The 22,500-nt window shown below is 59.1% G+C and carries 23 protein-coding genes; 9 read left to right on the top strand and 14 right to left on the bottom strand.

The annotated features are described in order from the left end of the window. Positions 1–911, bottom strand: a 911-nt coding sequence (locus tag ACESNB_RS10730) for a nitrogen regulation protein NR(II) (protein ID WP_373007104.1), incomplete at its 3' end; no start/stop codon positions are given. A gap of 2 nt (positions 912–913) precedes the next feature. Further along, complete coding sequence (locus ACESNB_RS10725) at positions 914–1,903, bottom strand: tRNA dihydrouridine synthase (protein WP_373007102.1); 990 nt, start codon at positions 1,901–1,903, stop codon at positions 914–916. Between the two features lie 120 nt (positions 1,904–2,023). Between ACESNB_RS10725 and ACESNB_RS10720 the strand changes: the two genes are divergently transcribed. Together ACESNB_RS10720 and ACESNB_RS10715 are read left to right on the top strand one after the other, a co-directional pair. Then, complete coding sequence (locus tag ACESNB_RS10720; RefSeq protein ID WP_373007100.1) at positions 2,024–3,166, top strand: bifunctional 2-C-methyl-D-erythritol 4-phosphate cytidylyltransferase/2-C-methyl-D-erythritol 2,4-cyclodiphosphate synthase; 1,143 nt, start codon at positions 2,024–2,026, stop codon at positions 3,164–3,166. A gap of 9 nt (positions 3,167–3,175) precedes the next feature. Further along, positions 3,176–3,667 (top strand): CinA family protein, encoded by a 492-nt coding sequence (locus tag ACESNB_RS10715; RefSeq protein ID WP_373007098.1) that lies wholly within the window; start codon positions 3,176–3,178, stop codon positions 3,665–3,667. Here the strand turns inward: ACESNB_RS10715 and ACESNB_RS10710 are convergent. After that, the gene (locus ACESNB_RS10710) at positions 3,645–4,190 is read right to left on the bottom strand and encodes a type II toxin-antitoxin system RatA family toxin (protein WP_373007096.1); all 546 of its coding nucleotides are present in this window, start codon (positions 4,188–4,190) and stop codon (positions 3,645–3,647) included. The two genes, ACESNB_RS10715 and ACESNB_RS10710, sit on opposite strands and share 23 nt — an antisense overlap. Further along, on the bottom strand, positions 4,123–5,094 hold the full coding sequence (gene lipA, locus ACESNB_RS10705; protein WP_373007094.1) for a lipoyl synthase: 972 nt from the start codon (positions 5,092–5,094) through the stop codon (positions 4,123–4,125). The genes ACESNB_RS10710 and lipA overlap by 68 nt, the downstream gene beginning before the upstream one ends. Positions 5,095–5,244: 150 nt before the next feature. On the opposite strand from lipA, the gene ACESNB_RS10700 reads away from it, so the two are divergent. Then, the gene (locus ACESNB_RS10700; RefSeq protein WP_373007092.1) at positions 5,245–6,822 is read left to right on the top strand and encodes an AMP-binding protein; all 1,578 of its coding nucleotides are present in this window, start codon (positions 5,245–5,247) and stop codon (positions 6,820–6,822) included. Here ACESNB_RS10700 and ACESNB_RS10695 read toward each other — a convergent pair. Then, entirely contained in the window at positions 6,819–7,661 is an 843-nt protein-coding gene (locus ACESNB_RS10695) for an alpha/beta fold hydrolase (protein WP_373007090.1), read from the bottom strand. The two genes, ACESNB_RS10700 and ACESNB_RS10695, sit on opposite strands and share 4 nt — an antisense overlap. 37 nt (positions 7,662–7,698) lie before the next feature. Further along, entirely contained in the window at positions 7,699–9,387 is a 1,689-nt protein-coding gene (locus ACESNB_RS10690) for an alpha/beta fold hydrolase (RefSeq protein WP_373007088.1), read from the bottom strand. Between the two features lie 158 nt (positions 9,388–9,545). On the opposite strand from ACESNB_RS10690, the gene ACESNB_RS10685 reads away from it, so the two are divergent. Next, positions 9,546–10,178: a TetR/AcrR family transcriptional regulator gene (locus ACESNB_RS10685; protein WP_373007086.1), complete on the top strand. Its 633-nt coding sequence runs from the start codon at positions 9,546–9,548 to the stop codon at positions 10,176–10,178. 47 nt (positions 10,179–10,225) lie between these two features. Here the strand turns inward: ACESNB_RS10685 and ACESNB_RS10680 are convergent, their stop codons facing one another. Beyond that, positions 10,226–11,086: a hypothetical protein gene (locus ACESNB_RS10680; RefSeq protein ID WP_373007084.1), complete on the bottom strand. Its 861-nt coding sequence runs from the start codon at positions 11,084–11,086 to the stop codon at positions 10,226–10,228. Between the two features lie 140 nt (positions 11,087–11,226). On the opposite strand from ACESNB_RS10680, the gene ACESNB_RS10675 reads away from it, so the two are divergent. Further along, positions 11,227–11,931, top strand: a complete 705-nt coding sequence (locus tag ACESNB_RS10675) for a dienelactone hydrolase family protein (RefSeq protein WP_373007082.1) — start codon at positions 11,227–11,229, stop codon at positions 11,929–11,931. Here the strand turns inward: ACESNB_RS10675 and phoB are convergent. From phoB to pstC, 5 genes are read right to left on the bottom strand one after another with little or no spacing between them, the layout of a single operon-like run. Next, complete coding sequence (gene phoB, locus ACESNB_RS10670) at positions 11,928–12,614, bottom strand: phosphate regulon transcriptional regulator PhoB (RefSeq protein ID WP_373007080.1); 687 nt, start codon at positions 12,612–12,614, stop codon at positions 11,928–11,930. The genes ACESNB_RS10675 and phoB overlap by 4 nt on opposite strands. A gap of 23 nt (positions 12,615–12,637) precedes the next feature. After that, complete coding sequence (gene phoU, locus ACESNB_RS10665; RefSeq protein ID WP_373007078.1) at positions 12,638–13,330, bottom strand: phosphate signaling complex protein PhoU; 693 nt, start codon at positions 13,328–13,330, stop codon at positions 12,638–12,640. Positions 13,331–13,340: 10 nt separating this feature from the next. Further along, complete coding sequence (pstB, locus tag ACESNB_RS10660; RefSeq protein WP_373007106.1) at positions 13,341–14,120, bottom strand: phosphate ABC transporter ATP-binding protein PstB; 780 nt, start codon at positions 14,118–14,120, stop codon at positions 13,341–13,343. Between the two features lie 50 nt (positions 14,121–14,170). Further along, entirely contained in the window at positions 14,171–15,751 is a 1,581-nt protein-coding gene (pstA, locus tag ACESNB_RS10655) for a phosphate ABC transporter permease PstA (RefSeq protein ID WP_373007076.1), read from the bottom strand. Next, positions 15,744–17,159, bottom strand: coding sequence for a phosphate ABC transporter permease subunit PstC (gene pstC, locus ACESNB_RS10650; protein WP_373007074.1), 1,416 nt, complete (start codon positions 17,157–17,159; stop codon positions 15,744–15,746). The genes pstA and pstC overlap by 8 nt, the downstream gene beginning before the upstream one ends. A 133-nt stretch (positions 17,160–17,292) precedes the next feature. Between pstC and hslV the strand changes: the two genes are divergently transcribed. Then, on the top strand, positions 17,293–17,850 hold the full coding sequence (gene hslV / locus ACESNB_RS10645) for an ATP-dependent protease subunit HslV (RefSeq protein ID WP_373007072.1): 558 nt from the start codon (positions 17,293–17,295) through the stop codon (positions 17,848–17,850). Between the two features lie 43 nt (positions 17,851–17,893). Next, entirely contained in the window at positions 17,894–19,198 is a 1,305-nt protein-coding gene (gene hslU, locus ACESNB_RS10640) for an ATP-dependent protease ATPase subunit HslU (protein WP_373007070.1), read from the top strand. A 10-nt stretch (positions 19,199–19,208) separates the two neighbouring features. Here the strand turns inward: hslU and ACESNB_RS10635 are convergent, their stop codons facing one another. Continuing rightward, positions 19,209–19,547: a winged helix-turn-helix transcriptional regulator gene (locus ACESNB_RS10635; protein WP_373007068.1), complete on the bottom strand. Its 339-nt coding sequence runs from the start codon at positions 19,545–19,547 to the stop codon at positions 19,209–19,211. A gap of 68 nt (positions 19,548–19,615) precedes the next feature. On the opposite strand from ACESNB_RS10635, the gene ACESNB_RS10630 reads away from it, so the two are divergent. After that, positions 19,616–20,209 (top strand): 2-hydroxychromene-2-carboxylate isomerase, encoded by a 594-nt coding sequence (locus tag ACESNB_RS10630; RefSeq protein ID WP_373007066.1) that lies wholly within the window; start codon positions 19,616–19,618, stop codon positions 20,207–20,209. Here the strand turns inward: ACESNB_RS10630 and ACESNB_RS10625 are convergent. Further along, positions 20,206–21,204: an adenosine kinase gene (locus ACESNB_RS10625; protein ID WP_373007064.1), complete on the bottom strand. Its 999-nt coding sequence runs from the start codon at positions 21,202–21,204 to the stop codon at positions 20,206–20,208. The genes ACESNB_RS10630 and ACESNB_RS10625 overlap by 4 nt on opposite strands. An 83-nt stretch (positions 21,205–21,287) precedes the next feature. Between ACESNB_RS10625 and ACESNB_RS10620 the strand changes: the two genes are divergently transcribed. After that, entirely contained in the window at positions 21,288–22,166 is an 879-nt protein-coding gene (locus ACESNB_RS10620; RefSeq protein WP_373007062.1) for a RimK family alpha-L-glutamate ligase, read from the top strand. The last annotated feature ends 334 nt before the right edge of the window (positions 22,167–22,500 follow it).

Raw genomic sequence — 22,500 nt, 5'->3', positions numbered from 1 at the left:
TCGAATATTGTTGCCTGACGCTCACGCGGAATGCCGAGGCCATCGTCTTCGATCGACACGAGCATGGCCCTGCGCAAACCAGCTCCGAGACGGGCCTGCTTCATCGAGAGACCGGCGGCATAGGCCGTACGTATTGTCACCTGCCCCCGCATGCCCCCGTCGATAGCCGCTTCCGCTGCATTTCGAATGATGTTGTGAAATGCCTGCTGCAAGTGATCAGCATCGCCAATTATGTCCGGCAAAGACGGGTCGAATTCGCGCTGAAACGTTACATTCGGACCAATTGCGGCGCGCTCGGCAGCAATGATCTTGTCGATCAGGGCGTGAATATTGAGCGGGTGCATTCGCGGCGCTGAAAACAGCTCGAAGGCTGACAGCCGGTTCACGAGTCGCTCGATCCGCCGCGCTTCGTCCTTGATGATGTCGAGCAGTTCGCTTTGGTCCGGTTGCCCCTGGCGATCAAGCAGCTGCGCGGCACCGATTATGCCGGCCAGAGGGTTTTTGACCTCATGCCCCAGTATCCGGCCGAAACCTGCTGCGCCTGCGACGGAATCACTGCTTTCCCTCGAAGGTGTTTCGGACAGCGCAATGACGAATGCGCCCCCGTCAGCACTTCGCACTCGGACATCGCAAATCGTACGCGTGTGCATGCCGGGGCCAGACACCGGGGTGCCCGGCGCGGTGATGTCGCCTGCCTGGCGCTGCGCACGGTCAACGAGTTCGAACAGCGGCGAGTCGTGATATATGACTTCGCTCAGCGGACGACCAGCCAGTGCCCGACGGGACATTTTCAACAGCGACTCTGCTGCAGGATTGGCCTCCAGGATGCGTCGGCGTGCATCAATCAGGACAAGTGCGACGGGCGAAAGTTCACCAAGCATTGGAGGCTTCAGGGTTGCCAAGGGTGCCATGTTCAAGCCGCCTCAAGCCGTTGAGGCTTCAGATAGAGTGTCTCAAGGGAGACGATGAGTTGGTCCGGATCTGCGATCTGGCACATTTCGGCGCGCAGTGATCGGCGGCGGGCCGGCGCCACCGGGATGTCCAACGCATCAATGGCGGCGGAAACATGTTTGCGGACCATTCGCGTGCCGAGGGGCGCACCGTACAGGGCGACAGAGTCCTGGATCTGTTCGGAGAGGCTGTCGAATTGTGCAGCGAGATCGGGCGCGGCGAAGGGCTTTCCTGCCAACCCGGCGGCGATTTCGCCTGCCATCCAGGGCTGGCCCATCGCTGCTCGGCCAATCATGATGCCATGAGCGCCAGACGCGGCGAGCGCATCTTTGGCATCGGCGATAGAGCCAATGTCTCCATTGACGATTACAGGAAGCGACACGGCGTCGACGGTGTCGCGAACGGCAGCCCAATTTGCCGCGCCTTTGTAAAACTGGCAGCGGGTTCGACCATGCACGGTGATCATGCGGACGCCTAAAGCCTCGGCTATTCGGGCGAGTTCGGGCGCGTTCAAGTTGTCGTCGTCCCACCCCAGACGCATCTTCAGCGTGACGGGTATGCCGTCGGCACCTTCGAGTGCTGATTCGATGATACGGGTCGCCAGCGGGATATCCTGCATTAATGCTGACCCCGACTGACCACCTGTGACCTGTTTGGAGGGGCAGCCCATATTGATGTCGATGACGTCCACACAGGCATCCCGCATCAATGCTGCACCTGTATACATGTCTGCAGGACGGCGCGCGGCGAGCTGGACGATCCAGTAGCCTGCGCCTTCGTGGCGGCAGGTGCGGCGCACCATGTCGGGCCGCTCTGACGCGAGCGTTTCGCTGGCGACCATTTCAGACACAACAGCGGGCGCGCCGAAGCGCACGGCTTGCCGGCGCATAGGGGCGTCAGTCGCTCCCGACATGGGGGCCAGCCAGACCTGGGGTGCCTTAAAATCAGTCATGTTTCTATTGTTCCGACTTTTTCTTTCTTCGCAAGTGCACAAAAGACGCGCAGCTATGCAAAAAAGCACCTTTTCAATGGCCTATGGCCAGAATTGCCGGTCTCGCCTAGAAACCCTGGCATGACATTGGCAGCTGCAATAATTGTTGCGGGAGGCAAAGGGACGCGCTCCGGGCGCTCCGGGCCCAAGCAATTCGAGACCCTTCTGGGCCGGCAGGTGCTCGACTGGTCGATCGAGGCCTTCCGCTCGCACCCAAAAGTGGGTCAGATCGTGGTCGTCGCGGCCATCGGCGAGAGAACCGAAGGGGGTGGCGAGGGTGTGGCAAGGGTGTCGGGAGGTCCGTCCCGGACCCAGTCCGTGCGCAATGGGCTGGCAGCCCTCGACCTGTCGCCTGACACGCCTGTGCTGATCCATGATGCGGCCAGACCCGGCCTCAGCCAGGCCATGATTTCATCTCTTCTGGAAGCATTGGAAAAGTCGGATGCCGTCGCCCCTGCCCTGCCCGTTTCAGATGCCTTGAAATCCTCGCGTGACGGCAAACTGTTGACTGTGCCCCGCGACGGCCTGTTCAGAGTCCAGACGCCTCAGGCGTTCCGGTTGGGTGCCATTCGCGCCGCGCTGGACGCGGCAGGCGCTGATCTGGTGGATGACCTTGCCGCGATGGAAGCCACGGGCGCGCGGGTCGACCTCATTCCCGGCGACGAGCGCCTTCACAAGATTACGTTCCCAGAGGATTTTGATATGGTCGCCCGACTGTTGAGCCCGGCCTACTCCATTCCGCGCATCGGCAAGGGATTTGACGTTCATGCCTTCGAACCGGGTGATCATGTCACGCTGTGCGGCGTGGCGATCCCGCATGATGCCAGACTGCGAGGGCATTCCGATGCGGATGCCGCTTGGCACGCGCTGACGGATGCGATTCTTGGCGCGATAGCACTCGGCGACATAGGGGATCATTTCCCACCATCGGATGCGCGCTGGCAGAATGCGGATAGCGCGATCTTCCTGAAGGAATCGGTCCGTTTGGCTGAAGCCGAAGGCTATGTGGTGTCCAGTTGCGACATCACGGTGATCTGCGAGGCGCCAAAGGTGAAACCTCATCGCGAAGCCATGCGAGCCCGCACGGCCGAACTGTTGAGCCTTCCGCTGTCTGCGGTCAGCGTAAAGGCGACGACCACCGAAGGGCTTGGCTTCACCGGGCGACGCGAGGGAATTGCCGCAGAGGCCATCGCAGTGCTGGTGCCGTCGGTTTCTGCGCGCTAGTCTCAAGTCATGTTTCCAGAACGCCTCAGAAATCTCGCCATGCTTATCCTCGACGACGCTGAACGGGCGCGCCTGAAGATATGCACCGCTGAAAGTTGCACCGGCGGCCTGCTCGCTGCCCTGCTGACAGATATCCCCGGGTCATCTACCGTTTTTGAGCGGGGCTTCGTCACCTATACCAACCGCGCCAAGGAAGAGATGCTCGGCATCGCTGGCGACGTTATCGCCGATTATGGCGCCGTGTCCGAGCCTGTGGCGCGCATGATGGCGGAAGGAGCGCTTGAGGCGAGCCGGGCAAATATTGCAGTCGCCATCACTGGCGTGGCCGGCCCCGGCGGCGGGACGCGCATGAAGCCGGTCGGCACCGTGCATATTGCGTGTGCCCGCGAAAATCGCGCCGTGGTGCATGAAATGTTGCAGCTCGGGGACGTTGGCCGGTCCGAAGTGAGGATGGCATCCGTCGAGACGGCGCTGAACCTTATCCAGGTGCAGATGCGTTAGGCGCATCTGCGAAGCGCTTATGTGCTTCTAACAAAAATGCGCTCATGATGCGGTCGACAGCGATGTCGTGGTTTGCCGCTGCCAGCATCGCGATGAGCACATTGCGGAATTCATAATTGATCTGAAGCGCGATATCGCAGCCCCCCCGCTTTAATGGCAGGATCGCCCATTCCGCCTTCAAATGCCTGAACGGCCCTTTGATCAGGCTGGCAATGACCGACCCTTCGCTGACATCGGCCGTGACGGTGGTCGAGAAACGCTCAACGAAGCCTTTGAAGCCCACGACAGCATCGCCCCGACAATGCCGGACCCCGGCTTCATCGACACGATGTTCAGATACGCGCAGAGCCGTGATCCACTTGATGAATTCCGGATAGCGGGCAACGTCCGATACGAGATCGAATGCCTGCGCCGTTGAGTAGGGCACGCGGACCGATTTTGAGAACCGGGGCATTTTAAGCTGGCAGACCCGCGAGCTTGGCTTCACGGGCAGCGCGCATAAGGGCGAAGTCTTCGCCGGCATGATAGCTGGAGCGCGTGAGCGGCGTTGCCGACACCATGAGGAAGCCCTTGGCGCGCGCGATTTCCTCAAGCGCCTTGAATTCTTCAGGGGTGACGAAGCGGTCAATCGCCGCGTGCTTGCGCGTCGGCTGCAGGTATTGACCGATGGTGAGAAAATCGACGCCGGCAGACCGCATGTCGTCCATGACCTGCATGACCTCTTCCTTGGTCTCGCCAAGGCCGACCATCAGTCCCGACTTGGTGAATTGCGACGGGTCGCGATCCTTCACCTTCTGGAGCAGGCGCAGCGAATGGAAGTAGCGCGCACCCGGTCGGATCTTCAGGTACAGGCGCGGCACGGTTTCAAGGTTGTGATTGAATACATCGGGCCGTGCATCGATCACCTTGTTTTCCCAGCCATCCTTGCGCAGGAAATCGGGTGTCAGGATCTCGATCGTCGTACCGGGAGAGCCTGTGCGGATGGCTTTGATAACGTGGACGAAGTGCATCGCACCGCCATCCTCGAGGTCGTCGCGGTCAACCGAGGTGATGACGACGTGCTCGAGGCCCATTTCCGCGACTGCGTCGCCGACGCGTCGTGGTTCGTCGGCATCGACACCTGCCGTCGGCTTGCCGGTTGAGACGTTGCAGAACGAACACGCGCGGGTGCAAACATCACCCAGAATCATCATCGTGGCGTGTTTCTTTTCCCAGCACTCGCCAATATTGGGGCAGCTCGCCTCCTGGCAGACTGTAATCAGGCCGTTGGATTTCACGATATCGCGCGTCGCGGCATAGCCTGCCGAAGTCGGCGCCTTGACGCGGATCCAGTCCGGTTTGCGCAGGACCGGCGTATCAGGGCGGGCCTGCTTTTCGGGATGCCGGTGCTTGCGCCCGGCCGGGGTGAGATCAATGAGCGTTGCCATGGGCGGAAGATGGACGCGAGCAGGCGATTCATCAAGGGAAATGCCGCGCAGACTGCATATGCAAACTTGCATTATCAGTTGCACAAAGGCCCTTACGTGACAAAATGTTACAAAAGTGAGGTCACTCCTCACGAAGTCAAAGGGCCACTGATGAATAACGTGACCATCCCTTCTCCGATTCCCTACAAACCTGCGCGCACGCATATCGACCTCTTTGCAGCCCTCCTGCGCGCCAAACAGGAGTTTGGCGCCGCGAAGGTGATCGTGGTCGACGGGGACGAGCGAGAACTGTCCTACAAGGACATCATTCGTGCTGCCTTCGGTCTGGGAGCGGCCCTGAAAAAGGGCACATCGCGCGGCGAAGCCGTTGGCGTCATGCTGCCCACCGGGGCTGGCGCAGTCATCGCCTTCTATGCGCTCAGTGCGTATGGGCGCACTCCGGCCATGTTAAACTTCACGGCGGGCTCAGCGAATCTCAAGGCCGCCATGACGGCAGCAGGCGTCAAACGGATCGTTACGGCGCACAAATTTGTCGAAATCGGCGGCCTTGAAGCCCTTATTGCGGAGCTGAGCAAAGTTGCCGAAATCGTTTACCTGGAAGATGTCCGGGAGGCCCTCACGCTGGGCAACAAGGTTGCCGCGGCGCTGGGTCCCATCATGCCCGGCCTGTTCCGCTCGAAGCCGCGATACAAGTCACCCGCGGTTATCCTGTTTACGTCCGGCACCGAAGGCGAACCCAAGGGGGTCGTCCTGAGCCACGAGAATGTCATGGCGAATGTCGAGCAGGTGCGCGCGCATATCGGCCTGAGCGCTGAAACCGACAAGGTCTTCAATCCCCTGCCCACCTTTCACTGCTTTGGGCTGACCGTGGGCGCGATCCTTCCGATCGTGGCGGGCATCCAGGTGATGTTCCACCCGACGCCCCTGCAGCCACGCGAGATCGTGAGGCGTATACGGAGCAATGGGTCGACTATCCTTCTGGCGACAGACACGTTCATCTCCCAATACGCGCGGACCGGCGCCGATGGAGACATGAGTTCCGTTCGGCTGGCCGTCTGCGGAGCAGAGCGCGTGAAAGACGAGACCCGCGCATTGGTTCGCCGGAAGTTCGAAATCGAAATCCTGGAAGGTTATGGGGCGACCGAGGCCTCGCCCGTCGTGGCAGCCAATCAATGGGAGCATAACAAGCCGGGCACAGTGGGACAGCTGATGTCCGATATGGAATCGATGCTAATCCCTGTTGATGGCATTGCTGATGGTGGCCGGCTCCAGATACGCGGCCCGAACATCATGCTCGGCTACCTGCGACCATCCCGGCCGGGCGTGCTGGAGCGGCCGAAAGGCGGCTGGCACGATACGGGCGACATTGTTGCGATCGACGATGAGGGTTTCATCCGGATCATGGGCCGCGTGAAGCGGTTCGCGAAAATTGGTGGCGAGATGGTATCATTGGCCGTGGTGGAGAATTGTGCGAGCGCCGTATGGCCGGAGAACCTGCACGCAGCCGTCGCCATGCCCGATCCTCGCAAAGGCGAACAGATCATCTTGCTGAGTGATTCAGAGGCCTGCAACCGGGCTGACATCCTCGCCTGGGCCAAGAACCATGGCGTACCCGAACTGTCCGTTCCGCGACGGGTGTTCCATGTTCCGGAGATTGCCATTCTGGGGACGGGCAAGATCGACTATGCGGCGGTACAGAAGCAGGCCGATGACCTGATGGCGATCTAGGCGGCTTCCTTGCCCTGAAATTCGTGCGGCTCTTCGAGGAAGCCACGGATAACACTGGCGGTCTCGTCTGCCCGTGTCACCAGGAACAGGTGGCCACCGCCCTCTACAATGTGCAGTCGTGAATTCGGCAGTGCGACTTTCAGGATGTGGCCATTGGCGACCGGCACGATCGAGTCATTGTCACCCATCATGACCAGCGCAGGCATGCGCAGGAAGCGTATGAATGGCAGGCTCGACCAGCCGATGAAGGCCAGGAGCTGGAAGACATAGCCTTTTGGATCAGGTGGCATCAGGCGGGTGATGTGCTCGCCGGCCTGTGCGTTTGCCTCATCGCCATAAAGCGTTGCGAAATTATCCCGCATATAATTCGGATCGGTATAGCGACGGGCATCCATCATCTTGGAGAGCGACTTGGGTTTTCCGGGGACCATGGTCATGCCGGCTGTCGTGGCGCAGAGGATGAGTTTGCCGACGCGGTTACGATACTGGAAGGCAAACTGCTGGGCGAGCGCCCCGCCCCAGGAGACACCCATCACGTCGACTTCATCGATGCCGAACTGGTCGAGCAGTTTGCGGGCCCAGCGGGCCAGCATCCATGGCCGGTAGGGCCATTGGGTGACCGGGCTCATACCGACGCCCGGCACATCAAAGGTGATGATGTCGCGATCAGGAAACATGTCGCCAAGGGCGTGGGTCAGCTCGAGGTTTGCGCCGATTCCGTTGAAGAACAGAAGCGGGCGCTTGCCCTCATCCTGCCGGGCAGCCCAGAAGGCCGTGCGCAGCATGACGCCGTCAATATCCTGCATCGTGATTCTCGGGCGCGGTTCAGTTGCGGCCATGAGCTCGTTCCTTGGTCTGTTCGGCACGTCAGGCGCGTTATTCGTCGAAGACGTATTTGCCCGGTGCCGCATAAAGTGGAGGGAATGCCTCGCTGCCACAAGACTTGGGTGACACTTTCAGAGCGCCGGAACGCTCCTTCAGCCAGACGCCCCAGCGCGGCCACCAGGATCCGGCATGCTCTTCAGCCGTCGCAGCCCATTCATCAGCGGTTGGTTTGATCTCCGAGCTGGCAAAATATTTCGCTTTCGGGTTTCCGGGCGGATTGATGAGGGATTGAAGATGGCCGCTGGAGGACAGGACAAACTCGATATTCTTCGATCCGAGCAGTGACGGCGTGCGATAGCAGGCCTTCCATGGTGTGATGTGGTCGGTGAGGCCGGCAACGACAAACGAATCGCACGTCACTTTGGTGAGATCTGCCTTGTGTCCGGCGATATCGACCTGCCCCGGATTGGCGAAAGGTTGCGACATGCCGAAATCCAGAAAATCAGAGTGAAGCTGGGCTGGCAGGTTCGTCGTGTCATTATTCCAGAAGAGAACGTCGTATGGTGGCGGGTCTTCGCCCATCAGGTAATTGTTGACGACATAGTTCCAGATCAGGTCGTTCGGGCGCATCCAGGCGAACATGCGGGCGAGATCATCGCCCTTCAGGATTCCCTTCCGTTTCGAATATTTGCGGGCGATCTCGAGGCTGCCGTCGGAGACGATCTGTCCGAGGTCGCTGTCGTCTCGTTTCGGGTCGAGGACGCAGACCATGAACGTGAGGGCATTGATGCGCTTGTCATCGGCGGCGGCCAGAAGGCTTGCGAACGTCGCCGTGGTGATACCGCCCGAACAGGCGCCGCCGACATTAATCTTGGACGATTTGGTGATCTTGCGGATGACTTCGCTGGCCTGAATCAGGCTGTCAACATAATCGGTGAGGCCCCACGCAGCATTTTCCTTGGTCGGGTTCCGCCAGGACACGATGAACGGCTGCAGGTCCTGTGACAGCAGGAATTGCACGATCGATGTGTGGGGGGTGAGGTCGTTGGCATAGTATTTGTTGATCTGGGGCGGGATGATCAGGACCGGTGTCTTGTGCACCTTTTCGCTCGTCGGCGCGTACTGGATCAGTTCCAGAAGATCGTTCTTCCAGACGACCGACCCTTTGGACGTGGCGAGATTTTCACCCACCTTGAAAGGACGCTTGTCGACCTGGGACGGCATGCCGCCATTTTTCGTGAGGTCTGTATAGAGGTTCTGCAGCCCTTTCAGGAGCGACATGCCGCCTGAATCGACGACGCGCTTTGTCGCCGCGGGGTTTCCGATCAGCGTGTTCGTCGGCGCCATGGCATCGGTGATCATGCCCATCACGAATTTGGCACGGGCGTGCTCAAGCTCGTTCATCTTCAGTTCGCCGACCCATTCGTTGAGGTGTTCCTGCGTGGCGAGGTAGGCCTGCATGCCGCGCTTGTAGAAGGGATTGTGTTCCCATGCCGGGTCCTGGAAGCGGCGATCCTTGCGGTTCGACTTGCGGTCGGACTTGCCCAGCAGGATCTTGGCATTCTCAGCGGTGATCTTGCCGGCGGTCTTGGCGGTGGTGACCGGGTTGGTCACGGTGGAGCGCAGCATCATGGCGACGGCGCCCAGCAATTCCTGCCGGTTTATGCCGCCCATGAGCGGGTTCAGCGCCGTCGTGCTTTCGGCAGCATTCCTGGCGATCTCTTCCTGTGGTGTCGGCATTTTCGCTCCTCCCTGTATGTGCCGGTCTTCCGCTGACACCTGCGTCCGCTCCGCCGACTTAGTTATTTTCTCTTTCGATTCCGGAAAGATCGACTTGTAATATTTGTAACAAAATTTGTTCTATAGTGATGTTTGCGTGCCAAAATGCAAGTAGAGCCATGAAAACTCGTGATCGCATCCTTCAAACCAGCTTGCTTCTCTTCAATCATGAAGGCGAAGCACCGCAGACGGCTGTCGATATTTCAAATGCACTCGAAATCAGTCCGGGTAATCTTTACTACCATTTCAAAGGCAAGGACGCGATCATCCTGGCCTTGTTCGGCGCTTTCGAGGATGAAATGCGTGTCATCCTGCGGGGCTCCAAGGGCGGCGTGACGTCCATCGAGGACAATTGGGTCTACCTCTATATCATTCTCGAAGAGGTCTATGACTTCCGCTTCTTCTATCGCGACCTCGGCGTCCTGCTTGACCGCTATCCCGATCTTGCTGTCCGGTTCCGGGCGCTGGTTGCCGAAAAGCGCCGGACGATCACGCGCGTGCTGCATGATCTCGCCGAGAGCGATGTTCTGCAACTCGATCCGCGCCTCAAGACGGCGCTGACGGACCAGATCATGATGTCGATCACGTTCTGGCTGGCCAATGACTCCATCGGGAACGAGGTGCATGACGGCCCGAGCCTGATCCACAAAACCGTGTTCCAGGTCATGTGCCTGATCGTGCCATACATGGGAGAAGCCGGTTTCGATGCGCTCTCCCGCATGATTGAGCATTATGAGGGCACGCTTGCATGAGAAGATGGGCAGCTTCGTTCTGAAGCCGCCCATCCGTCTCGTAGGCCCTATTTCATCAGGGCTTTTGCCTGCTTCACCCAAGCGTTCCGGGTGATCAGGCCGCGTGCGCCAATCTTCTCGTCGAGGGCCTCAATGTCAGCCTTCTTAAGAGCGGCAATCTGGGCATAAGTCGTGATGCCTTCAGCCGTCAGCTTCTTCACGAGCGCTGGACCGACACCTGTGACCTTTGAGAGGTCATCCGCGACAGCAGCCTTAGTCTTTGCGTTGGCTTTGACTTTCGTGTCGGCCTTGGGGGCGACAGCGTGCTTGACGGCGGCTGACGTCTTCTTGGCAGCCTTCTTGGCGGTTTTGGCGACTTCTGCACCGGTCTCGCCGGCAACGGCCTCGATTTCGGCGGTGAGGCGCGAGAGGCGTGCCTTGAGGTTCACGTCACCCTTGAAGGCTTTTGCCTTTGAAGCCAGCTCGGAGACTTCGTCCTCCAGCTTTTCAAGCTTCTTTTGGATCTTCTCGCCCTTGGTGCCGAGTCCCTTGACGCCGAGCAGGTCGCGCATGCGGTCCATACGGGCCTCGAACTGGTCACGGGCCTGAACCTGGAACTCACGGGCGCCAGCGGCCGCCTTTGCCATTTGCTGGCCGGCTTTGAGCACGCGCTCATCACTGCCGAGGCGCGAGCGAACATCACCCTCGATTCCAGCGCCACGCTTGACGAGGTCTTCAAAGACATCAGCCGATTGCGTGTTCAGGACATTCGCACCCGCGAGCGCGCTGTCATAGGCCTTGCCGTAGGCGCCAACGCCTGCGAGCCAGATCTTGTGTGCCATGTCAGCGGAATGTGCTTCCATCGCCTTGCCGACTTTTTCGGCCTTCGCGCGGGTCTTTGTTTTAGCTGTCGATTTCGACTTTGCCATTGTGTGGCTCCTTCGTGGTTATCCGATGGGGCCAGAAATAGGGAGAAAGTCTAGAAAGCGCATACTAATCGCTGCCGGGGTTGAATCCCTGTAATGAATGTCGTGTATCTGGCCACAGCAACTACAAGAGGATGAAACCGATGAGCGCAGTTGATTATCAGGTCGATGGCAAACCATATGAGGGCTTCTTTGTCCGTCCAGCGGGGAAATCGAACGTGCCGCTTGTCGTGATAGCGCACGCTTGGGGCGGTCTTGGCGACAATGAACGCCAAAAGGCGCAATTGGTCGCCGACAAGCTCGGATATGCGGCTTTTGCCATGGATGTTTACGGCAAGGGCAAGCGGGGCACGAGTGTCGAGGAATGCCAGGCCCTGATGAACCCGCTCGTCGGCGACCGGACGGAGCTACAAAAACGTCTCGCGGGTGGACTGGCTGCTGCGAAGGCCCAGGATGGCCTGGATGGCAGCAAGGCAGCCGCCATAGGGTATTGCTTCGGCGGGCTGAGCGTTCTCGATATGGCGCGCGCCGGCCATGACGTTTTGGGCGTCTGCTCTTTCCATGGCCTGTTCCGACCGGCGGAAAACCTCCCCTCCCCCAATATCAAGGCTAAAGTGCTCATCGAGCACGGCTGGCAGGATCCTATGGCCACGCCTCAGGATGTGCTGGCGATTGCGAAGGAATTGGACGGTTCTGGCGCCGACTGGCAGATGCACGCGCATGGACAATCCATGCACGCGTTTACAACGCTCGGCGCAAATGATGCCAATATGGGCACGGTCTACAATGCCGATGCCGACCGACGCAGTTTCGCGTCGCTCACCGATTTCCTGAACGAGATATTCTAGTCGCCGCGAAGGGCATAACCTGCAGAGCGGACGGTGCGGATGGGATCCTCGCCGCCGTCCTGCCGGAGCGCCTTGCGCAGGCGACCGACATGAACATCGACTGTCCGGGCTTCGACATATACGTCTGATCCCCATACCGTATCCAGCAATTGCTCGCGTGAGAACACACGGCCCGGGTGTTGCATGAAATAGTCGAGCAGCCGGAATTCGGTCGGGCCGAGGTGAATTTCCCCTTCGCCGCGCATAACGCGGTGTGCGACGCGGTCGATGACAATGCCGCCCACCGATATCTTGTCTTCCTTGAGACCGGGGCGAATGCGCCGCAGCACGGCGCGCACTCGCGCCATCAGCTCAGTGGTCGAGAAGGGTTTGGTGACGTAATCGTCCGCCCCCGTATCCAGCCCACGAATTCGATCACTTTCTTCGCCGCGCGCGGTGAGCATGATGATAGGCATATTCGGATTGGCACCACCGCTACGAATGCGTCGGCACACTTCGATGCCGCTGACCTTGGGAAGCATCCAGTCGAGAAGGATGAGGTCTGGCGCGCGCTCATCGATCATCATCAACGCCTCTTCGCCATCGGCCGCAATCGCGACTTCGTAGTCTTCCTTTTGCAGGTTGTAGAGCAACAGTTCAGAGACGGCGCTCTCGTCTTCTGCGATGAGCACGAAAGGTTTCATTCTGTTTTCCTCGCAAACGGCCGTCAGCCGTCGAAATGGGGGGTCTTCGGTCGGTCGGTTGACAACAGGTATTCCCCCGTTGCCTGAAAGTATACGAACTCGGCAATGTTCGTGCAGTGATCGCCTATGCGTTCAAGGTTCTTGGCCATGAACAGCATGTGCGCCCCTGCCCCGATGGTCCGGGGGTCTTCGATCATGTAGGTGAGCATTTCCCGAAACAGCGAATTATAGTGCTGGTCGATATCTTCGTCGCCTTCCCAGACAGCTTTGGCGGCGGCGGCGTTGCCCGTCGCGTAAGCGTCGAGGACCATGTTGAGCTGCCGCGAAACCGGACTGGCCATGCGATAGATGCCCTTGCGCATCGACGCACCGACATTCTCGTCCAGCCGCTGCGTGCGCTTGGCGATGTTCTTTGACAGATCGCCGATACGTTCGAGTTCTCCGACCACTTTCAATGCGGAAAAGACGGCCCGCAGGTCATGCGCCATGGGCTGGCGACGAGCGATCAGGCTGACGATCTGGCGTTCCACGTCGGCTTCAATCTTGTCGACCTGCTCGTCACGCGCCACCACATCGCGCGCGACATCCACGTCATTCTTGTTCACGGCCGCGCAGGCATCCAGGATCATCGTCTCGACGATACCACCCATACGGAGGATATCCGCCGCAAGCTTGTCGAGTTCGTCGGTGAAAGCGGAAACAATATGATCAGACATGCTCAAAATCCTATCCGTAACGACCGGTGATGTAATCCTCGGTGCGACGCTCCCGGGGATTGGTGAATATCTGGTCGGTTTCACCCATTTCGACGAGTTCACCCAGATGGAAGAATGCGGTACGTTGCGACACACGCGCAGCCTGTTGCATCGAGTGGGTCACGATGACGATACAGTAGCGCTTGCGCAACTCGTCAATGAGTTCTTCGATGCGCGCGGTCGCGACAGGGTCAAGCGCTGAGCACGGTTCGTCCATGAGGATCACTTCCGGCCTGACGGCGATGGCCCGGGCAATACACAAACGCTGCTGCTGGCCGCCGGAGAGGCTGTTACCAGGCGACGTCAAGCGATCTTTTACTTCCTCCCAAAGACCGGCGCGCCGGAGACTCTTTTCGACGATCCCGTCGAGGTCCTCGCGAGACGCTGCCAGGCCATGAATTCGCGGACCATAAGCGATGTTGTCATAGATCGACTTCGGAAACGGGTTGGGCTTCTGGAACACCATGCCGACGCGCGACCGAAGCAATACCGGGTCGATGTCCGGGTCGTTGATATTCTCGCCGTCCATGATGATTTCGCCGGTCACCTTGCAGGATTCGATCGTGTCATTCATCCGGTTCAGGCAACGCAGGAAGGTTGACTTGCCGCAACCGGACGGACCGATCAGGGCTGTGACGGAACGATCAGGAATCGGCAGGGAAATATCGAAGATCGCCTGCTTGTCACCGTAGAAAACATCGATGTTCTTGCACTCGATCCGTGGAAAGGTAAGGCCTTGCGTCTCGTCCATGGTGATCCCTGCCGCCGACACTTCGCGGCTTTCTGTCATTGTGGTTTCCATTACCATCTCCGCTCAAACCGCCGCCGCAACAAGACGACAATACCGTTCATCGTGACCAGGAACACGAGAAGGATGACGATAACGGCTGCCGTCATCGGTTCCCAGGCGCGCTCTGCATTTGTTGACCAGCTGTAGACAAGCACCGGGAGCGCCGTCGCTTCATCCGTTGGACCGACCGGCACATCCGCCACGAAAGCGACCATGCCAATCAACAGCAATGGCGCGGTCTCGCCCAGCGCCCGCGCCATTCCGAGGATCGCGCCGGTGAAGATGCCTGGTCCGGCCACAGGCAATACGTGGTGAAAGACGGACTGCATTTTCGAGGCGCCGACGCCGAGCGCCGCGGCGCGGATCGACGGCGGCACAGATTTCAATGCTGCGCGGGAGGCAATGATGATCGTGGGGAGCGTCAACAGCGCCAGCACGAGACCGCCCACAAGGGGTGCCGACCGTGGCAGGCCGAAGAAGCCCAGAAACACCGCCGCGCCGAGCAAGCCAAACACAATCGACGGCACAGCCGCCAGATTGTTGATGTTGACTTCGATGATCTCGGTCAGACGGTTGCGGGGGGCAAACTCCTCCAGGTAGACCGAGGCAAATATTCCGACAGGAATGGCGATGAATCCCGTTACCATCATGGTCAGCAGTGACCCTACGATTGCCGCAAGCGCGCCAGCCAATTCAGGATACGTGCTGTCTGTATGGGTGAGCAAGCTCGTATGAGGAACCCGCGAAATGCGTCCCTTTTCCTTGAGGGCAAGAGTCCAGGCGATCTGCAGGTCTGATACATTTCGTTCTGTTTCAGGCAGCGCAATCATCCGGGCCGTTGGGCGGACATTGCTGAAATCGGATGCCAAGCCCGACAGAAGCGTCACCTCGGCTACGTCGGCGTCCAATCGCGTCACACGTCCCGTCGTGGAACCGGCTGTGATCAGTATCGATCGCGCATCGACCGCATCTCCGACTTCCTGGCGCTGCACAGCGATCAGGGATTCGAGCGCCTTGAACGCGCCCGCTCCTGTCAGGTGCACTTGTCGGGGTCCGGATTCCTTAACAGCGCTGATGTCTCCGAGCCGGAGACGGAATTCTTTTGAAACAGCGCCCTTCAGATAAAGGTCGAGACCATCACTGAGCGGCACTTTGATCGTTGCCTTCTGGCCGATCTGCGTGGGGTTTTCAGAGACCCATTTCGCCGCTGGCAAGACCGCCAGACGCGTAAAGAGGTCTCCCAGCTCGCGTGTGGTCATGCGATCTTCGGCTGCGTCGGGAAAGGTCTCCTGAAGATTTGAACGGATGAGAGCGTAGAAGCCATCCACGTTGCGCGAAATATCGGCGGGAGTGTCTTTGCCTTTCGGGGCAATCACCGACGGATCAAGAATGACGTCGAAGCTCACCTTGTGATATGTCGCAGCAGAAATGGCCTGAAAGCCAATTGACGCGACCAGCACTGACAGCGCCAGCAAAGCGAAGGCAATTGCAGACAGGCCGTAAAGCCTGAAACGCGCGTCAGCCGCACGCCGCTTCTTCAACCGGCGCAACGCTTTCTCATTCCTGAAGGGTGCTGGAGCGACGTCAGTCATATTTTTCACGATACTTCTGGACGACCCGGAGGGCGATCAGGTTGAAGAACAGCGTAACTACGAAAAGGACCAGGCCGAGGGCGAAAGCGGACAGGGTCTTCGGGCTGTCAAACTCCGTCTCCCCGGTAAGCAGGGCCACGATCTGGACTGTAATCGTGGTGAAATCGGCTGTCGGATCAGCTGAGATGCGGGCGCGCTGGCCAGCGGCCATGACCACGATCATTGTTTCACCGATGGCGCGCGACACCGCCAGAAGAAGAGATGCAATGATCCCCGGCAGCGCCGCCGGCAGGACTACATGCTTGACCGTCTCTGATTTCGTCGCGCCCATTGCATAGGCCGCATCGCGCAATGTTTGCGGTACGGCGTTGATCACATCATCGGAAAGGGATGACACGAACGGGATCACCATGATGCCCATCACAAGGCCCGCCGCGAGCGCGCTCGTCGGCTGTGCGGCCAACAGTGGCTCACTCGCCAGCCCTGTCGAAATCAGTGTCGTGTTGATCCAGATGGCGATAGAACGAATCGCTGGGGCGACCACGAGCAAGGCGAAGAAGCCATAGACCACGGTCGGGATGCCGGCGAGAATCTCAAGGATCGGCTTGACCCAGCCGCGAACTTTAGGCCCTGCGTATTCTGACAGGTAAATCGCCGCAAACAGGCCGACGGGCGCAGCAATCAGCATCGCAATCAACGCGATCATGAACGTTCCGAAGAACAGTGGCAGAGCACCAAACTCGGCGCTCGTTTGCGCGTTCCAGCGGGTTCCGAACAGGAAGTCCCAGAACGGTATCTCCGCGAAGAAGCGAAGGCTCTCATAGAGGAGTGACGCGACAATCCCGATTGTCGTCGCAATCGCGATCGCGGCGCACAGGAACAGGAAGATCTCAATTCCGCTCTCCACGCGATTGCGCGCCCGGAAGCCTGGTGCGACACGGCGGCGCGCCAGCAGGAATCCAGTGGCTGCACAGACCAGGGCAAGAACAATCGTCGCGGCCTTGATAAGTCCCTGAAGTTCAAGGAACCGGTTCGTGATCGCCGAGAAAACGCGGTCTGAGCCTGAATATCCATGATGGAATGCGGCGCGCGCGATCGAGTTCAAGTACACGTCGAGTTCGACGCGCGGCATGTCCTGGAAATTGGCTGGCAATTCGCTCGAAAGCATGGACCGGACGATGCCATCCCCGAAGAGACCATATCCGAGTGCTACAATCATTGCCGGGACAAAGGTCCACATCGCAACGTAGTAGCCATGGTAATTGGGTCTTGAGTGGGCGCGGGCCGACCCGGGACCAGAAAAACGTTCCGCGTGGACACGCCCCACGAAAAAGCCACCTGATGCCAGCATTGCGAGCAATGCAAGCATTAACCAACCCATGGGCAAATGGCCGATCTGTTGAACCATTCAGTCCGAATTCCCCGTTGTTCTCGCCCCCCCTTAAAGGTCGTCCGCGACAGTTCTGTGACACTCGCCCAACACATGACAGATGATTTCGGATGTCTTGCGCTGGCGTGCCTTATCGGCCACATCTGAGGGCATGAAACACAATACAAAATCTGACGCGATCTGGCATGGCACCACGATCCTTGCTGTCCGGAAATCGGGAAAACTGGCGATTCTAAGTGATGGCCAAGTCTCGATGGGCCAAACGATCATGAAGGGAAACGCGCGCAAGGTGCGGCGTATCGCTGGAGGAGACATCCTCGCCGGGTTTGCCGGCGCGACGGCCGACGCATTCACGCTGTTCGAGCGATTGGAGGCGAAACTCGAGCGCCATCCCGGGCAGCTTCAGCGGGCAGCCGTAGAGTTGGCAAAGGACTGGCGAACCGAAAAATACCTACAAAAACTTGAAGCTCTTCTGATCGTGGCCGACAAGGACGTCACGCTTGTGATCACCGGTGCTGGGGATGTGCTTGAGCCCGAGCACAACGTCGTCGCTGTGGGGTCGGGTGGCAACTTTGCACTGGCCGCGGCGCGTGGCCTCTATGAATACGAAGATGATGCCGAGATCATCGGACGCAAGGCGATGCAGATCGCAGCTGACATTTGCGTCTACACCAATGCAAATTTCACGCTTGAGACACTCGAAATCTGACCTGTCCCGGCGTCGGTACCCAATTCCTTCCTGAAAGACATGCATGCAAAACCTGACTCCCCGCGAAATCGTCGCCGAGCTTGATCGTCACATTGTCGGACAGAACGGCGCCAAGCGCGCCGTCGCTATCGCCCTGCGCAACCGTTGGCGCCGCAAACAGGCGCCAGAAGCCCTGCGCAATGAAATCACACCCAAGAATATCCTGATGATCGGGCCGACAGGCGTGGGCAAGACCGAAGTATCGCGCCGGCTCGCCAAGCTCGCCAACGCACCCTTCCTGAAGGTCGAAGCGACCAAGTTCACTGAAGTCGGATATGTCGGCCGGGATGTGGAACAGATTATCCGAGACCTTGTCGAAGCCGCTATCGGCATGATCCGCGAACAAAAACGCGCGGGTGTGTCCCAGCAGGCGAAAGACGCCGCTGAAGAGCGCCTGCTCGACGCGCTGGTCGGCGAAGATGCCCAAAAATCGACGCGCGAGGCGTTCCGACGCAAATTGCGGTCCGGAGAACTGGATGACAAACCAGTAGACATAGATTTTACGGACACCGGAAACTCGATGCCGATGCTCGATATACCGGGTCAGGGCGGATCGATGGGGATGATCAACCTGTCCGACATCCTGGGCAAGGCCATGGGAGGACGCAGCAAACGCGTCCGCACCACGGTTCAGGAAGCCTATCGCCCGCTTCTCGAGGAAGAGGCCGATCGCCTGCTTGATGAAGACGCGATCGTTCGCGAGGCGGTCCATTCGGTGGAACAAGACGGCATCGTTTTCCTCGACGAGATCGATAAGGTCGCGGTCCGCAAGGGACAGGGCGGCGCCGATGTCAGCCGCGAAGGGGTTCAGCGCGATCTGTTGCCGCTGATCGAGGGCACGACCGTGTCGACGAAACGCGGCGCCGTGAAGACGGACCATATCCTGTTTATCGCCTCGGGTGCCTTTCACCTGTCCAAGCCGTCGGACCTGCTGCCCGAGCTTCAGGGACGCCTGCCCATTCGGGTCGAACTCGAGCCGCTGTCGCGTGATGACCTGCGCCGCATCCTGATTGAACCGGAAGCCAGCCTGATAAAGCAGTACCAGGCGCTGATGGCGGCAGAGAATGTCACGCTGGAGTTCGAGGACGCCGCGATTGACCGCTTGGCCGACTTGGCTGAGGCCGTGAACAATTCTGTCGAAAACATCGGTGCGCGCCGATTGCAGACGGTTCTTGAGCGGTTGCTCGATGAAATCAGTTTCGATGCGCCAGACAAGTCGGGCGAAACGATCACGATAACGGCGGACTATGTGAACGAACGCGTGGCCAGCCTGGCTGGCAATTCCGACCTGTCAAAGTTCATTCTATAGGCCGAAAAGCTCAGTTCGCGGTCGCCCGTCGGACGGGCAGATGCTTCTTTCCCCAATCGCGAAGCGTCAGCATGGCCGGCGCGAGCTCTTGCCCCTTCTCCGTGAGGACATAGTCGTAGCGCTTCGGCGCGTCGGAATAGGCTTGCTTGGCGAGAACACCCGCCTCGACAAGTCGTTTCAGCCTGTCGGCGAGAATGTGCCGCGTCATGCCACTCGACTCGGCAAACCGCTCGAACCGCGACAGACCCAAGAAGCAGTCCCGCAAAATGAGCAGGGTCCAGCGATCTCCCAGGATCGACAGAGTCCGGGCGACCGGGCACCAATTATCTGAAAGTTCCGACCATTTCATACGTGACACGCCCATCTGAAATCTATTAAGTTCCAAAACAGCACTTAAGCATGATTCGGGGGCAAAACATGGCCAAGTCGTTCGAGTTCTTTTTCGACTATGTAAGTCCGACAGCCTATCTCTCCCTCCCGGTTGCGCAAGGCGTTGCCGAGCGCACAAGCGCGACGCTGGTTTACAGGCCAATGTTCCTGGGCGGAGTTATGCAGGCAACGGGCAATCGACCGCCAGGGATGGTGCCCGCCAAGGGTGCGTACATGAACCGCGACATCCTCCGATGCGCCGAACACATCAGATTGCCCTTCCATTCCAACCCAGCCTTTCCGATGAACACACTCGGATTGATCAGGGCGACTATCGGGCTCGAATCAGACCCGGGTGAACAGGTCAGGTTTATCACCACCTGCTTCCATGCATGCTGGGGGCAACCCGATACGCTAGATCCATCCGACAAGGCCGCTGTAGCTGCGATGTGTTCGGCGAACGGGTTCGACGCGAACCAGATCGCGGCGCTGGCAACGTCGAATGCTGCGAAAGACAAAATTCGGGCCAACACGGAGGAAGCCGTCGCGCGCGGTATATTTGGCGCGCCGAGCTTTCTGGTCGGAGACGAGCTTTTCTTCGGTCACGACCGTTTGGATTATGTCGAACGGATGCTCGCCTAGGCTTTGATGCCAGCCGCCAAGGCAAGACCGGCAAGCGAGACTTCCGGCCGCGGCCCGAAATGGCTGATCACTTCGGCGGCGGCGATATGGCCGAGACGCGCACATGTCGCAAGAGGCAGGCCCTTCGCGTATCCGAAAAGGAAACCGGCTGCGTATTGGTCACCGGCGCCGGTCGTGTCGACGACTTTATTGACGGGCTCGGCCGCAACTACAATCGGGTCGCTGTCGCCGATAACGACAGAGCCCTTTTCACTTCGTGTGACAGCTGCGATAGCGGTGTCGGCCTGCAGGCGCGAGATGGCCTCGTCGAAATCCCGCGTCTGATAGAGTGACAAAAGCTCTTCTTCATTGGCAAACAGGATATCCACGTGCCCCTGAACAAGGTGAAGGAAACTGTCTCGGTGACGATCGACGCAGAAACTGTCGGAAAGAGTCAGCGCCACAAGACGTCCCGACGCCTTTGCGATTTCTGACGCGTGGATAAAGGCTGTCTTCGCGTCGTCCTTGTCGAACAGGTAGCCTTCGAGATAGAGAATCTTGCCGGAGCGCACGACCTCTTCATCGACGTCATCCTTCGAGAAGAGGACGGACGCGCCGAGGAACGTGTTCATGCTTCGCGCACCATCATCATTCACGAATATGATACTGCGCGCGGTCGCTGGCCCGGTGTCGAGCGGATGCGTGGCGAATGGCACACCTGTGCTTGCCATCTCGGCCCGGAACTGGCGCCCTAGGTCATCATTTGCCGTCTTGCCGATATAGGCTGCCGTTCCACCGAAGCTAGCGACGCCGGCAATGGTGTTCGCGCCGCTGCCGCCAGACGTGATGATGGGATTTTTGGCGGCCGCCGTCAGCGCATGGGCGCGTGGCTCCTCGATCAAGTTCATCGCGTCTTTTTGGATGCCCCATTCTTCAAGGAACGTGTCATCTGCGCGCGACAGAACGTCAACAATCGCATTGCCCAAGCCGACAACGTCAAAACGGGTAGAGGTCATGATAATTTTGCCTTGAATTTCAAACCCGTCGATTGCCAGACAAGGCCGCTGGACGCAACCACGCTGCATGCTAAACGGCGACGATGAAGATCGCATACATCTCATCCCGCGTGACCCTGCCCGGGTCCCCGTCGCGTCGCAGCGACGCGTTTGAGCACGACTATATGATGGACGCTCTGCGCCCGCCCTTTGCGGCGCTTGGCATGAGTCTGCACGACGTGGCCTGGGATGACCCGGACGTTGACTGGTCGTCATTCGACGCGGCGATCATCGGAACGACCTGGGACTACTGGGACCGGATCGACGAATTCCTGACCACTCTGGAACGGATCGGCACACTCACGAAACTGTTCAATAGCGCCGCACTTGTGCGCTGGAACAGCCGAAAGACCTATCTCAGGGAAATGGAGGCCAAGGGTGCCAACCTTATTCCGACACTCTGGCTCGATGCGGCGCCACCAGGACTTGCCGGGTCCGCGTTCGATGAACTCGGAAGCGAAGATCTTGTATTCAAACGGCAGATAGGTGCTGGCGCAGCCGGCCAGCACCGGTTGAAGCGCGGCGATCCGATTCCTGACATGCGACATGCAATGATGGTCCAGCCTTTCCTGAAAATGATCCAGGACGAGGGCGAAATCAGTTTCATTTTTATCGATGGCGCATTCAGCCACGCGCTGGTCAAACGCGCTGCATCGGGGGATTATCGCATTCAGTCGACATATGGTGGCACCGAAAAGGCCATCTCGCCATCAGCCGAAGACCTTGCCGCAGCCACGGCTATTATCTCCACGCTTGAGGACGTTCCGCTCTATGGCCGGGTCGATATGCTGAGGGGCCCAGACGGACGTTTGCTGCTCATGGAACTGGAGCTTATCGAACCCTACCTCTATCCTCTTGAAGGACCGGATCTGGGAACGAAGATGGCGGCAGCCGTTGCGAGACGCCTGAAATTCGGTTCATAGGAAACGACCGGCACTTCGACACCCGTCGGGCCCGCCGTTCAGTGCGCCACCTGCGCCCGAGGACGCACTGACCGATGATAACAATCGCGCTCTCCGCCACAGCGGCTTTGTATTTTGCCGGAATAGCGCGGGCGCAGGCCCGCGAGGAACACGGTCTCTATTGGGCTATGGCGCGATCCACGATCAGAACAATAGAGGTGGCTCGGTTCGTCTGAACAGATATCGGTCACTTGCTAAGTGGATCTCTGCCCTTCGGGTTATGCCGCAACCGGGATTGGCTGCCGCGCGTTGAAGTAGGCCTGATCTGGCGTCTGTCGGTCAAGCGATGAGTGAG

It is taken from the genome of Hyphomonas sp. (assembly GCF_041689225.1).
Classification (GTDB): Bacteria; Pseudomonadota; Alphaproteobacteria; order Caulobacterales; family Hyphomonadaceae; genus Hyphomonas.
This window is presented reverse-complemented; position numbering and strand designations above follow the sequence as displayed.

Excerpts from the sequence above, each read along its gene's own strand:
- phoB (WP_373007080.1), bottom strand. The coding sequence starts at position 12,614 with ATGAAACCTTTCGTGCTCATCGCAGAAGACGAGAGCGCCGTCTCTGAA.
- pstA (WP_373007076.1), bottom strand. The coding sequence starts at position 15,751 with ATGACTGACGTCGCTCCAGCACCCTTCAGGAATGAGAAAGCGTTGCGC.
- ACESNB_RS10625 (WP_373007064.1), bottom strand. The coding sequence starts at position 21,204 with ATGACCTCTACCCGTTTTGACGTTGTCGGCTTGGGCAATGCGATTGTT.
- ACESNB_RS10695 (WP_373007090.1), bottom strand. The coding sequence starts at position 7,661 with ATGGCCGCAACTGAACCGCGCCCGAGAATCACGATGCAGGATATTGAC.
- hslV (WP_373007072.1), top strand. The coding sequence starts at position 17,293 with ATGAAACACAATACAAAATCTGACGCGATCTGGCATGGCACCACGATC.
- ACESNB_RS10710 (WP_373007096.1), bottom strand. The coding sequence starts at position 4,190 with ATGCCGGCGAAGACTTCGCCCTTATGCGCGCTGCCCGTGAAGCCAAGC.
- ACESNB_RS10690 (WP_373007088.1), bottom strand. The coding sequence starts at position 9,387 with ATGCCGACACCACAGGAAGAGATCGCCAGGAATGCTGCCGAAAGCACG.
- ACESNB_RS10685 (WP_373007086.1), top strand. The coding sequence starts at position 9,546 with ATGAAAACTCGTGATCGCATCCTTCAAACCAGCTTGCTTCTCTTCAAT.
- ACESNB_RS10635 (WP_373007068.1), bottom strand. The coding sequence starts at position 19,547 with ATGAAATGGTCGGAACTTTCAGATAATTGGTGCCCGGTCGCCCGGACT.
- ACESNB_RS10620 (WP_373007062.1), top strand. The coding sequence starts at position 21,288 with ATGAAGATCGCATACATCTCATCCCGCGTGACCCTGCCCGGGTCCCCG.
- phoU (WP_373007078.1), bottom strand. The coding sequence starts at position 13,330 with ATGTCTGATCATATTGTTTCCGCTTTCACCGACGAACTCGACAAGCTT.
- ACESNB_RS10630 (WP_373007066.1), top strand. The coding sequence starts at position 19,616 with ATGGCCAAGTCGTTCGAGTTCTTTTTCGACTATGTAAGTCCGACAGCC.
- ACESNB_RS10680 (WP_373007084.1), bottom strand. The coding sequence starts at position 11,086 with ATGGCAAAGTCGAAATCGACAGCTAAAACAAAGACCCGCGCGAAGGCC.
- ACESNB_RS10725 (WP_373007102.1), bottom strand. The coding sequence starts at position 1,903 with ATGACTGATTTTAAGGCACCCCAGGTCTGGCTGGCCCCCATGTCGGGA.
- pstC (WP_373007074.1), bottom strand. The coding sequence starts at position 17,159 with ATGGTTCAACAGATCGGCCATTTGCCCATGGGTTGGTTAATGCTTGCA.
- ACESNB_RS10700 (WP_373007092.1), top strand. The coding sequence starts at position 5,245 with ATGAATAACGTGACCATCCCTTCTCCGATTCCCTACAAACCTGCGCGC.
- ACESNB_RS10720 (WP_373007100.1), top strand. The coding sequence starts at position 2,024 with ATGACATTGGCAGCTGCAATAATTGTTGCGGGAGGCAAAGGGACGCGC.
- lipA (WP_373007094.1), bottom strand. The coding sequence starts at position 5,094 with ATGGCAACGCTCATTGATCTCACCCCGGCCGGGCGCAAGCACCGGCAT.
- ACESNB_RS10715 (WP_373007098.1), top strand. The coding sequence starts at position 3,176 with ATGTTTCCAGAACGCCTCAGAAATCTCGCCATGCTTATCCTCGACGAC.
- pstB (WP_373007106.1), bottom strand. The coding sequence starts at position 14,120 with ATGGACGAGACGCAAGGCCTTACCTTTCCACGGATCGAGTGCAAGAAC.
- ACESNB_RS10675 (WP_373007082.1), top strand. The coding sequence starts at position 11,227 with ATGAGCGCAGTTGATTATCAGGTCGATGGCAAACCATATGAGGGCTTC.
- hslU (WP_373007070.1), top strand. The coding sequence starts at position 17,894 with ATGCAAAACCTGACTCCCCGCGAAATCGTCGCCGAGCTTGATCGTCAC.